This is a genomic window from Amycolatopsis regifaucium (genome assembly GCF_001613935.1).
Lineage (GTDB): Bacteria > Actinomycetota > Actinomycetes > Mycobacteriales > Pseudonocardiaceae > Amycolatopsis > Amycolatopsis regifaucium.
Genome location: NZ_LQCI01000003.1, coordinates 566,145 through 577,439 on the forward strand (window position 1 = coordinate 566,145; position 11,295 = coordinate 577,439).

General features: G+C 68.6%; 11 protein-coding genes. 4 read left to right on the top strand and 7 right to left on the bottom strand.

What is annotated here, in order from left to right:
- Positions 1–29: 29 nt before the first annotated feature.
- Entirely contained in the window at positions 30–479 is a 450-nt protein-coding gene (locus AVL48_RS06490; protein WP_061986123.1) for a pyridoxamine 5'-phosphate oxidase family protein, read from the bottom strand.
- 256 nt (positions 480–735) lie between these two features.
- Entirely contained in the window at positions 736–1,377 is a 642-nt protein-coding gene (gene trhA / locus AVL48_RS06495) for a PAQR family membrane homeostasis protein TrhA (RefSeq protein ID WP_061986353.1), read from the bottom strand.
- 132 nt (positions 1,378–1,509) lie between these two features.
- Between trhA and AVL48_RS06500 the strand changes: the two genes are divergently transcribed.
- Complete coding sequence (locus AVL48_RS06500) at positions 1,510–2,286, top strand: isoprenyl transferase (RefSeq protein ID WP_061986121.1); 777 nt, start codon at positions 1,510–1,512, stop codon at positions 2,284–2,286.
- 60 nt (positions 2,287–2,346) lie between these two features.
- Here the strand turns inward: AVL48_RS06500 and AVL48_RS06505 are convergent, their stop codons facing one another.
- Positions 2,347–2,595: a hypothetical protein gene (locus AVL48_RS06505; protein ID WP_061986119.1), complete on the bottom strand. Its 249-nt coding sequence runs from the start codon at positions 2,593–2,595 to the stop codon at positions 2,347–2,349.
- 713 nt (positions 2,596–3,308) lie between these two features.
- On the opposite strand from AVL48_RS06505, the gene phoH2 reads away from it, so the two are divergent.
- Entirely contained in the window at positions 3,309–4,601 is a 1,293-nt protein-coding gene (gene phoH2 / locus AVL48_RS06510) for an RNA 5'-3' helicase PhoH2 (RefSeq protein WP_143104851.1), read from the top strand.
- A gap of 71 nt (positions 4,602–4,672) precedes the next feature.
- Here the strand turns inward: phoH2 and AVL48_RS06515 are convergent, their stop codons facing one another.
- Genes AVL48_RS06515 through guaB1 form a run of 3 tightly spaced genes read right to left on the bottom strand, consistent with a single transcriptional unit; the run spans position 4,673 to position 8,783 of the window.
- Complete coding sequence (locus AVL48_RS06515) at positions 4,673–6,271, bottom strand: alkaline phosphatase family protein (protein ID WP_061986115.1); 1,599 nt, start codon at positions 6,269–6,271, stop codon at positions 4,673–4,675.
- Positions 6,268–7,311 (bottom strand): glycosyltransferase family 2 protein, encoded by a 1,044-nt coding sequence (locus AVL48_RS06520; RefSeq protein WP_244162419.1) that lies wholly within the window; start codon positions 7,309–7,311, stop codon positions 6,268–6,270. Before AVL48_RS06520 ends, AVL48_RS06515 begins: the two co-directional genes overlap by 4 nt.
- Positions 7,312–7,343: 32 nt before the next feature.
- The gene (gene guaB1 / locus AVL48_RS06525; protein ID WP_061986113.1) at positions 7,344–8,783 is read right to left on the bottom strand and encodes a GMP reductase; all 1,440 of its coding nucleotides are present in this window, start codon (positions 8,781–8,783) and stop codon (positions 7,344–7,346) included.
- A 35-nt stretch (positions 8,784–8,818) separates the two neighbouring features.
- On the opposite strand from guaB1, the gene AVL48_RS06530 reads away from it, so the two are divergent.
- Positions 8,819–9,292, top strand: a complete 474-nt coding sequence (locus AVL48_RS06530) for a DUF309 domain-containing protein (RefSeq protein WP_061986111.1) — start codon at positions 8,819–8,821, stop codon at positions 9,290–9,292.
- Between the two features lie 74 nt (positions 9,293–9,366).
- The gene (locus AVL48_RS06535; protein ID WP_061986109.1) at positions 9,367–10,596 is read left to right on the top strand and encodes an NADH:flavin oxidoreductase/NADH oxidase family protein; all 1,230 of its coding nucleotides are present in this window, start codon (positions 9,367–9,369) and stop codon (positions 10,594–10,596) included.
- Here AVL48_RS06535 and AVL48_RS06540 read toward each other — a convergent pair.
- On the bottom strand, positions 10,540–11,253 hold the full coding sequence (locus AVL48_RS06540) for a Pr6Pr family membrane protein (RefSeq protein WP_061986107.1): 714 nt from the start codon (positions 11,251–11,253) through the stop codon (positions 10,540–10,542). The two genes, AVL48_RS06535 and AVL48_RS06540, sit on opposite strands and share 57 nt — an antisense overlap.
- Between the last annotated feature and the right edge of the window lie 42 nt (positions 11,254–11,295).

Sequence of the window (11,295 nt, forward strand, 5' to 3'; positions counted from 1 at the left end):
CTCCTCACCTGGCCTTTTCCAGGTGCACGTTAAGCGATGTCGAGGGCCGTTCCATAGAGTTTGCCGGTTTTGAGGGTGATGTGGAGCCTGCGTTCGGCCGCGATGGTCTCGAGGAACTCGGCCTCGTCCTCGGGTTTTTGGCGCTGTGCGGCGAGATAGTCGAGCCCGGCCGTGTCACCGGGTGTCCGGGTGACTTCGGAGAGTTCCGCTTTTCCTTCCACCACGGCGAATTTCCAGTGATCGGCGCTGGAGACGTAGAGCGAGGCGGTGGGGTTGTTGCGGAGCTGTTTGACCTTGAGACGGTCTTCGGTCGTGCTGATCCGGATCTCGCGGGTTTCGGGATTCCAGTCGTAGACGACGGTGGAGAGATGCGGGCGGCCGTCACGCTTGATGGTCGCGAGGGCGCCGAAGGTGTGCTCGGCGAGGAACTCGCTGAGGGCGGCTTCGTCGAGTGCGCGGGGCGGGGCGTTCTTGGTCATGTGGCGATCATGGCCGGGGTACCGGAACGCCGGAAGAAGGCACTTTCTTGTGCCAGAGGGAACACGGGTGTGTCCGTCCTGGTCACGCTGCTCGTGAGTGGCGATTCGGATTAGAGCGTGAAGTACATTATGGCCCCCTTCCTTGCGCTAGGCGCAGTGAAGGGGGCCTTCATGTACTGGGAAAGGTGGGGAGGACTCCTGCGGGAACTCCGAGTCCGTCGCCCGTTGCTCAAGCTCGCGCCGACCGGCCACGCGGCTAGGAGTACATCGCCAGCCAGATCGCGACGTAGTGGGACGTCGCCGCGAGAACCGTGCAAGCGTGGAAGTACTCGTGGTAACCGAACGTCTCCGGGAAGTGGTTCGGCCATTTGACGGCGTAGAACACCGCGCCCAGCGTGTAGAACAGCCCGCCGACGCACAGCAGCACGAGCGCCGCGACACCGGCGTGGGAGGCCAGCTCGGGCAGGACGAAGACGGCGACCCAGCCCAGCGCGATGTAAATCGGCACACCGAGCCACCGCGGCGCGTTCGGCCACAGCATCTTCAGTGTGACGCCGCCGACCGCGCCGCCCCAGACGATGGCGAGCACGATGTACCCGGTCGGCTGGGACATCGCCAGAAGCGTGAACGGCGTGTAGGTGCCGGCGATGAACAGGAAGATCATCGAATGGTCGGCGCGCTTCATCCATTCGTATGCTCGTGGGCTCCACAAGCGACGGTGGTAGAGGGCGCTGACGCCGAAGAGGCCGAGCACGGTCAGCCCATAGACCGAAGTGGATAAAGCGGCTAAAGGCGACACAGTAGACGCTGCGAGACTGATCAAGGTCACGGCGCCGACGACTGCGACGAAGAAGGACCAGAAGTGGATGTGCCCACGCAGGCGAGGACGGGTGTCCACCAAGGGCGCGGGGCCGGACGGCTGCTGTTCGGACTCTACGCTCACCTTTATCAGGTTACGTCACCGTAGGTTTTTCGCCAGTGTCCGTGGCGCGTCCCACTGAGGCGCGAAGGGTGCGTACTCTCCGGTGGCGTGAGTCTTCGGTCCTTCTTGTCAGACGTCGTGTACAGCGCCTACGGCAGGCGCTTGATCCAGCAGGCGAAGGGGCGCCATCCACGCCATATCGCCATCATGCTGGACGGCAACCGTCGCTGGGCGCGCGAAGCGGGCTTCACCGACGTCGCCGACGGCCATCGCGCCGGCGCCAAGAAGATCGCCGACTTCCTGAGCTGGTGCAACGAGGCCGACGTCGAGGTCGTCACCATGTGGCTGCTCTCGACCGACAACCTCGGTCGCGCGGCCGAGGAACTGAGCCCGCTGCTGAAGATCATCACCGACGTCACCGACGAGCTCGCCGCACCGCACACGCCATGGCGGCTCCGCATCGTGGGGGCCCTTGACCTGCTGCCCCCGGAGGTCGCGAAAGCCCTCAGCGCGGCCGCGGAGCGTACGGAGGGGCGCACTGGGATGGAGGTCAACGTCGCGGTCGGTTACGGAGGGCGTCAGGAGATCGCCGACGCGGTCCGCAAACTCCTGCTCCAGCACGCCGACGAGGGCACCTCGATCCGCGAGCTCGCGAAGATACTGGACGTCGACCATATTTCCGAACACATGTACACCTCCGGCCAGCCTGATCCGGATTTGATTATCCGTACCTCGGGTGAGCAGCGGCTTTCCGGATTTCTCCTCTGGCAATCGGCGCATTCGGAATTCTGGTTCACCGAAGCGTATTGGCCCGCGTTCCGCCGGGTCGATTTTCTCCGCGCGATGCGTGATTACGCGTGGCGGCACCGGCGCTTCGGTTCCTGACCCTTGACGTGACGAAGGCCCCGGCGTGCACTCCGGGGCCTTCGACGTTCACGCTGAAGATCAGTGGTGGTGGTGCTCCAGCGAGTGGAGAATCAGCGCCGGGGTGGTGGCGATGCCCGTGTAGGCGCCGGCGACCAGCGAAGCCGCACCGGAGCCTAGCGCGCCACCGCCCTCGATGAAGGTGTGGTAAGCGTCGCCGAACGTCGGGTCCGGGGTACCGGTGGTGTCACCCGTCGCGGCGAACGCCGTTCCGCCGACCATCATGATGCCCGCGGCGACGGCGGAAACAAAACCAGCCTTCTTCAGCACTTCGCACACTCCTTGGTTGGGGACACCAAAATCCGGTGGGGGTGTCCCGCGGTGAGGAAATTACTCGCTGTCCAGGCTTTGTGACCGTCTCGTAAGCCCATTGTGTGAGACGAAAAAGCTGCGTTTCACTCTGTCCGGTTCTCTGTCTCGGTCACAAAATGCGCTCCGCTACCGCGCGTGGTAGAAGCTCGGATTTTGTCGAGTGAACGCCCTCTGTCGCGGTAATCCGGCCGGGTCGCGTCAACGGGCGTCCCGGAATGGAGATCATCACTACTCACCGTGATGGTTACCGATTGTCGGTGTCGGACGACCGACAGTGAGATGACGGTTTGGCGAATCACCGTGGTGGCTGCCTGCGCGATCGCCCGGACGCAGGTACCTTCCGGAAGTGAGGGTTCGCGTCCCATGCGGACTCTCACGGGAGGCCCTGGTCGTGGCGGTTGTCGACAGGGCGGCTCAGCCGCCCAGTGGATGCACGAGGGGGCCGGCACCCGGCCCTCGCGGCCGTACCGACTGACGCGCCGAGCGTCAGAAGGAGCGGTTGGCCAGGGAGGTGCCCGGCCCAGCGAGTGCGGGCGTGGTGCCACGCCCACGAGGGAGATGCCGTCGTGACTGCGCAGCGTTCACCCCGCAAGGCCTCTGGCCGTTCTTCGACCGGTGCCTCTGGCCCGGAGAAAGCCTCGATCTCGCCCGAATCCCAGCGCGCCACCTACGTGCTCGACACGTCGGTTCTGCTCTCTGACCCCTGGTCGGTGACCCGGTTCGCCGAACACGCGGTCGTGCTTCCGCTGGTCGTCATCAGTGAACTGGAGGCGAAACGTCACCACCCCGAACTGGGCTGGTTCGCGCGCGAAGCGCTTCGCATGCTCGACGACCTGCGTCGTCAGCACGGCAGGCTCGACGCGCCGATCCCGATCGGCGAGCACGGCGGCACCTTGCAGGTGGAGTTGAACCACTCGGACCCCACGGTGCTCCCGGTCGGTTTCCGCACCGACTCCAACGACCACCGCATCCTCGCCTGTGCGCTCAACCTGGCGGCGGAACGCGCGTCGGTCACGCTGGTGACCAAGGACATCCCCCTGCGCGTCAAGGCGGGCGCCGTCGGTCTCGAAGCCGACGAGTACCGCGCGCAGGAGGTGACGCCGTCGGGCTGGACCGGAATGGCGGACGTGGACGTACCGCAGAACCTGGTCGACGCGCTGTTCAGCGGGGCTTCGGCCGCCGTCGATCCGACGGAGTTCGGCATGCCCGAGGTCGGTGAACTGCCCTGTCACACCGGGTTGAGGCTGCTGGCGGGCAGTTCGAGCGCGCTGGGCCGGGTCACCGCGGACAAGCGGATCCGGCTCGTGCGGGGTGACAGGGAGGCGTTCGGGCTGCACGGCCGTTCGGCCGAACAGCGGGTGGCGCTGGATCTCCTGCTGGACTCCGATGTCGGCATCGTCTCGCTGGGCGGACGCGCCGGTACGGGTAAGTCGGCGCTCGCGCTCTGCGCGGGGCTGGAATCGGTGATGGAACGCCGCCAGCACCGCAAGGTCGTGGTGTTCCGGCCGGTGTACGCGGTCGGCGGCCAGGACCTCGGCTACCTGCCGGGCTCCGAGTCCGAGAAGATGCAGCCGTGGGCACAGGCGGTGTTCGACACACTCGGCGCGCTGGTCAGTCAGGACGTCCTCGACGAGGTCTTCGATCGCGGCATGCTCGAGGTGCTGCCGCTGACCCATATCCGCGGCCGGTCGCTGCACGACACGTTCGTCATCGTTGACGAGGCACAGTCTTTGGAGCGCAACGTGCTCCTGACCGTGCTTTCGCGGCTCGGCACCGCTTCGCGGGTCGTGCTCACGCATGACGTCGCGCAGCGTGACAACCTGCGGGTCGGGCGGCACGACGGCGTTTCCGCGGTGATCGAGAAGCTCAAGGGGCATCCGCTGTTCGCCCACGTCACGTTGACCCGGTCCGAGCGGTCACCGATCGCCGCACTGGTGACCGAGATGCTGGAGGACCACGGCTAGGCGCGTGCAATGAAGGGGCCTTTCATCGCAAAATTTGCGATGAAAGGCCCCTTCATCTCAGCTTTTCGCGCTCAGGTGACCGGTTTCGCCCAGGGGAGCGGCCGTCCGTCCACGTCGTCGGTGAGTTCGACGCCGAGCATGGCCGAAAGGGTCGCGCCCAGGTCGACGACGTCCAGGTCCGGCAGCTTCGCGCCCGGCTCGAAACCGGGGCCACTGGCGAGCAGCAGCCCGTCCGGGCGGTGGTCGCCGGTGCGCCAATGCTCGTCCGGTCCGTAGACGACGCCGGTCTTGGGCGACCAGACCGTCTCGATCGGCCCGGTGCGGGCCCAGTCGATCAGCAGATCCGGCAGGGTGTCATCGGCCTCGCGGTCGTAATGGTCGCTCGTCCGCGAGACCTCGCGCACGACGGGCTTGCCGGTCGCGACGTTCACCAGCGAAAGCAGGTCCTCGGTCAGCCGCGCGCAGACGGCCTCGTACTCGGCGCCAGGCCGGACGACGCCGTGCGGTTCGCGGCCGACCAGGTTGATCCGCACCCCGCCGAAGACGAAGTTGTTGGGAGAAAGGTAGAACCGTTGCTTCGACCGTTGTTCGGCGGTCGCCCAGTTCGGCACCGCGGGCAGCGGTGCCGCGGCCAGCCGCTTGCGCAGCAAGGGCATCGCGGCGGACGCCAGCGCCGTCCTCAACGGACCGGGTAGCGCGGAGTAGCCGCGTTTGGCCAGCGTCATCGGGGCACTGCCGCGCAACCCTTCCGACGCCACCCCGTCGAGCAGCCGCAGGATTTCGTGCAGCAGATGGCTTCCCTCGTACCTCGGCCCCATGCCGTGGCTCAGCAGCACGAAGACGGTGGTGTCCGGTCCGGACAGGGCGAGGTGTTCACCGATCGCGGTGTCGAGGCTCCGGTACACCGAGCGGATCGGATCCAGTTCGGCGGCGAGCGCGGCTTCGTGGTCACGGTGCGCGGGATCGTGCAGATGCCACTGCTGATGTCCGATGCTGTGGGATTCCCCATACACCGACAGGAAAAGATCCCAGCCGCCTTCGGCGAGGAGCTTGGTCGACACCTGGGTCTTCTGCGTGATCCCGGCGACGAGGCCGTGGGTCAGCGCGCGCTCCTCGTCGAGTGTCCGATGTGGACCTTCGCGGTGGAGGTAGTCATCCGGTGCCCAGTCGCGGACGAGATCCGGTTCGGCGGTGAGGATCGGGGTGAGCCCGACCTCGGCCTCGATCTCCTTCGCCAGTTCCGGCGGTGCGGTGTGGAAGCCGAAATGCCTGTCGTGGCAGGCGTATTCGCTGACCATGACGCCGTTGAGCGGTTTGTCCGCACGGGAATGCGGGACGTCGAGGACGGCGACGCGTTTGCCCGCCTCGGAGAGCGTCTCCCAGAACGGGGTGCCCCGGATTTCGAGCGGGCTGGTCAGCCGCCGTTCGTAGGTCTTGGTGTCGACCTCTTCCCAGCAGTGGAATCCGGTGCGCGCGGCCGTGCGGGCGGTGAAGAAACTGCTCCACAGTGAACCGACGAACAGGCCGTACGGGTTGTGCGTGGTCGCCGACGCGCTGCTTTCGAGCAGGCGCGCCAACGTCGGCACCTCGCCGGCCGCGGCAAGTTCACGGATCGTGCCGGGGTCGCAGGCGTCGAGTGCGACGACGAGGATCTTGGTGGGTTCGGTCACGGCTTGTCCTCGGTTCCGGAATGCTTGCGGCGGATGGCCGCGAAGTCGGCGTCGTAGGTCGGCCCGTGGGAAAGCCGGTCGTCGGACGCGGTCGAGTAGTAGCAGGCGATCGCCGGGACGACCAGGGGAGCGCGCTCCGCGGTCAACGCCAGGAGCAGGTCCCAGTCGCCCATCTCGACCAAGGACTCGTCGAATCCGGCTTCCTTCAGCCCCGCCCGATGCGCGACAGCGCCGATGTCGGCGAGATTCTCCTCCAGCAGCGTTTCCCGGTCGTACCGACGCAGGAACAGCGTCGGGAGACCGCCGATGTCGTCGATCACGAAACCGCCATAGGCCGCGGTGATCTCCGGATGCTCGCCGAACGCCCAGGCCAAGGCCTTGAGCCACAACGGATGCATGGTGTTGTCGTCGTCGAGGTAGGCGACGACGTCGCCGGTGACCTCGGCCAGCCCGGCGTTGCGGGCGGCGCAGACGCCGCCGTGCGCGACGCGGATCGACCGGATACGCGGATCTTCGAGGGCGGCGAGCACCTTGGGCGTGGAATCCGCGCTGGCGTCGTCGACGATCACCAGTTCCCAGTTGGGATAACGCTGTGCCTCGACCGAAGCGATCGCGCGGGGCACCAGTTCCGCGCGGTTGTGCGTCGGCAGGACGATCGAGATCTTCGGCGTGGCCGCGAGTTCGTGCTGATCGAGCCAGTGGGTGAAAGTGCGGACGTCGCGAGCCGCTTCGAGCTGCTCCGTCCGGATATGGAGCCCGTGGAACGCGGTGTCATGGCCGTCGAGCCAGCCGTCCAGCGCTTCCTGCCGCGCGTCGAGGGCGCGCTGCCGGGCTTCCACCGTGGTGGTGCGGGCATCGGCGTCGCGCAGCGCCCCGCCGTGGTCTTCGAGCCAGGCGGTGTGGTGCTCCAGCACCCCGCGCAACCGCTCCAGTTCCTCGGCCTGGGCCGCGATCCTGGACCGGAGTCCGGCGATTTCGTCATGGTCCGCGTGGCGGCGGCGGTCCAGCGCCGCCGCCACGATCCGTCTGAGGGGCCTCACCCGGTGCACCATAGTGCTATCCGGGCGCGGGATCACCAGCCCGCGGGCAGCGGCCGTCCCTCCGCGAACCCGGCGGCCGACTGGATGCCGAGCAACGCGCGCTCGTGGAACTCCTCCAGCGTCCGCGCACCCGCGTACGTGCAGGCCGACCGGACACCGGAACCGATCGAGTCGAGCAGATCCTCGACGCCGGGGCGGGCGGGGTCCAGCGCCATCCGTGACGCCGAGATGCCCTCTTCGAACAGTCCCTTCTTCGCGCGCTCGAAGACGTTGTCCGTCCGCGTGCGGGCACCGACGGCGCGCTTCGACGCCATGCCGAAGGACTCCTTGTACGGCTTGCCCTGCTCGTCGTAGCGCAGGTCACCGGGGGATTCGTGGGTGCCGGCGAACCAGGAGCCGACCATCGCCGCGGACGCGCCGGCGGCCAGTGCGAGCGCGACGTCGCGGGGATGCCGCACGCCGCCGTCCGCCCACACGTGTTTGCCCAGTTCGCGGGCCGCGGCCGCGCATTCGGCGACGGCGGAGAACTGCGGGCGGCCGACGCCGGTCATCATCCGCGTCGTGCACATGGCGCCGGGGCCGACGCCGACCTTGACGACGTCCGCGCCCGCGTGGATCAGGTCACGGGTGCCTTCCGCGGTGACCACGTTCCCGGCGACCACCGGGACCCGCGGATTCACCGAACGGACGGCCTTGAGCGCGGAGATCATCTTCTCTTGGTGGCCGTGCGCGGTGTCGACGACCAGCACGTCGACACCCGCCGCGAGGACGGCCTCGGCCTTCGCCGCGACGTCGCCGTTCACGCCGATCGCGGCGGCGACGCGCAGGTTCCCGCCGTCGTCGACGGCCGGGGTGTAGATCTCCGCGCGCAACGCCGCGATCTCGGTCAGGACGCCCGCGAGCCTGCCGTTTTCGTCGATGCCGAGGGCGAGGCGGCCGCCGTGGGCGTGCAGGCGCTCGAAGACCTCACGCGGCGGGGTGTCCAGTGGGACGGTGACGAGTGCAGGCTCCGCGACGTCGGCCAGCCGCGCGAAGCGGTCGACACCGGCGCAGGCCGCCTCGTCGACGACGCCGACGGGCTTGCCGTCCTCGTCCACCACGACGACGGCGCCGTGGGCACGCTTGCCGACCAGGTTGAGCGCGTCGGCGACCGCGTCGCCGCCGCCGAGCACGAGCGGGGTGTCCCACACCGTGTGACGGCTCTTGACCCAGGTGACGATGTCGGCGACGGCGGCGGTGTCGACGTCCTGCGGGAGCACGACGAGCCCGCCGCGCCGGGCGACCGTCTCGGCCATGCGGCGGCCCGCGACGGCGGTCATGTTCGCCACCACGATCGGGATCGTCGCGCCGGTGCCGTCCACAGTGGACAGGTCGACGTCGAAACGGGACTCCACGTCCGAACGGTTCGGCAAGAGGAACACGTCGTCGTAGGTCAGGTCGTGAGCGGGCCGATGCCCGTCGAGAAAGCGCACGAGTCGCCAGGATACCCGCGTGGGACACTGAGGGCATGACCGACCGGGACCGCGACGAAGCCGGACGAGCCCGCAACGCCCGCCCCCGGGACGGCCTCGGCAGGCCGCTTCCGTACGGCGCGGACGGGGTCGAACGGCAGCCAGAGGGCATCGAACGGACCCCCGAGGACACCATCGCGGAGGCCCAGCGCCTGCTCGACGCGGGCCGCCCGTTTCACGCGCACGAGGTGTTCGAGGACGCGTGGAAGACCACCGACGGACCCGAGCGGGAGCTGTGGCGCGGGCTCGCGCAGCTCGCTGTCGGGTTGACCCACGTGGCCAGGGGGAACGGGAACGGCGCGGTCTCGCTGCTGGAGCGTGGCGCCGTCAACATCGAGCCGTTCCGCGAGGCGCGGCCGCACGGGATCGACGTCCCCGGCCTTCAGGCGTGGGCGCGGGCGATGGCCGATGAGGTGAAGATGCGGGCCCGGGTGGCGCCGGCCGCGCCCCGGCTGCTCGGCTGTCCTTGAGTACGCGGTATACCGGGAGTAGGTTACTTCGAGTAGGAATACTGCTCAGTAGGTAACTGCCCGGAGGACGCGCGATGAGCGAGCCCAAGGAACTGCTGGCCGCACCGCTCACCCTCCGCTGCGGCGCGATCCTGCCGAACCGGCTGGCCAAGGCCGCGCTGAGCGAGCAGCTCGGGGACCGCCGCAACCGGCCCACCCCGGAACTGGCCGAGCTGTACCGGACGTGGTCACGAGGCGGCGCAGGGACACTGATCACCGGCAACGTCATGGTCGACCCCACCGCGCTCGGCGAACCGCGCAACGTCGCGGTACCGAGGGAGCCGGACCCGTTGGAGTTCAAGTCGTGGGCGCGCTCGGCCGACGGGACCGAGACCGGGTTGTGGGTCCAGCTCAACCACCCCGGTCGCCAGAGTCCCCGGTTCCTGTCCCGCCAGCCGGTCGCGCCGTCCGCGGTGCCCTTCGGCGACCGCGGCATCCGCTCGGTGTTCGCCACGCCGCGGGCGCTCACCGGAGACGAGATCGAAGCGATCATCGAGCGCTTCGGCGTGGCCGCGCGCACCGTCGTCGACGCCGGGTTCGCCGGTGTCCAGATCCACGGCGCGCACGGCTATCTCGTTTCGCAGTTCCTCTCACCGCTGACCAACCAGCGCACCGACGGCTGGGGCGGCGACGCGCGGCGACGGCGCCGGTTCCTGCTCGAAGTGGTCGCCAGGGTGCGTGCCGAAGTCGGCGACGCCGTGCCGATCGCGGTCAAACTCAACAGCGCGGACTTCCAGCGTGGCGGCTTCAGCGAGGAGGAATCGCTCGAGGTCGTCCGCGAACTGGGGGAAGCGGGCATCGACCTGCTGGAGGTCTCCGGCGGCACCTACGAGAAGGCCGCCATGATGGGCTCCGGCCGGGCGAGCACGGTCAGCCGTGAGGCCTACTTCCTCGACTACGCCGCGAAAGCGCGGCAGATCACCGACGTCGCGCTGATGGTCACCGGTGGTTTCACCAGTCCGGGCGGGATGGCGGACGCGCTGCGCTCCGGCGCGCTGGACGTCATCGGACTCGGCAGGCCGCTGGTCGTCGACCCGGCACTGCCCGGCCGTCTGTTGCGCGGCGACGACGCCCGCGCCGAGCGCAAGGCCCCGAAGACCGGCCTTTCCCTGGCCGACAGCCTGCTCGAAATCCAGTGGCACACCCAGCAGATGCACCGCGTCGCCGCCGGGAAACCGGTCGACCGGCGGCTCGGCGCGGTGCGGACGCTAGTGCGCGCCGGCGTCGCGGACCCGCTCAACGCTTTCCGCCGGGTCCGGGGCTAGTTCGTCGTCGAGCAGCTCGTCGCGTTCGTCGCGACGGGTGAAGGTGCGGTCGAAGCCGACCGCGGCCGCCGCGAGCCCGGTGAACAGCACGCCGATCAGCACGCAGTTGAACGCGACTCCGCCGTAGCCGTTGATACCCGGGTCGACGAACGGGTACGGGTAGAACCCGATCATCACGCCGCGCACCAGCGTGACCGCGAGCCAGCCCAGTGGATACAGCAGCGACCACCACAGTGCCCGCCACGACAGCTGGCCGCGCGGCCCGAACAGCAGCCAGCCCGCGACGCACATCAGGGGTGACACCTTGTGCAGCATCGTGTCGGCGAACACGGCCCAGCCGTGCAGTTCGTAGAGATCGGCGAGCGCGACCTGGAAGACGACGCCGGTCACGGTGATGCCGATGAGACCGGTCAGCCGCAGTACCCCGGCGAGGGTCGATCTGCCGGCGACGCCCAGCGCGAGCAGCAGGCTGCCGACGCCGACCAGGATGTTCGAGTCGATGGTGAAGAAGGCCAGCAGATTGGCCACCCGCCCGGCCGGGGTCTGGAAGGTGCCGCCCGTGGTGCCCGCCGAGACCGGGATCTGCGCGGCGAGACCGGCGATCACCACCAGCGCTGTCGCGCCGAACCAGGCACGCGCGATGTTGGAAGCCTGCATCCGCCTACTTTATGGGTGACCGGGTCGCGACGTCCCGTCACC

What these genes read in the sequence shown, in the direction of transcription:
- AVL48_RS06490 (WP_061986123.1), bottom strand. Translation starts at nt 479, where the DNA reads ATGACCAAGAACGCCCCGCCCCGCGCACTCGACGAAGCCGCCCTCAGC.
- AVL48_RS06530 (WP_061986111.1), top strand. Translation starts at nt 8,819, where the DNA reads ATGACCGACCGGGACCGCGACGAAGCCGGACGAGCCCGCAACGCCCGC.
- AVL48_RS06535 (WP_061986109.1), top strand. Translation starts at nt 9,367, where the DNA reads ATGAGCGAGCCCAAGGAACTGCTGGCCGCACCGCTCACCCTCCGCTGC.
- AVL48_RS06540 (WP_061986107.1), bottom strand. Translation starts at nt 11,253, where the DNA reads ATGCAGGCTTCCAACATCGCGCGTGCCTGGTTCGGCGCGACAGCGCTG.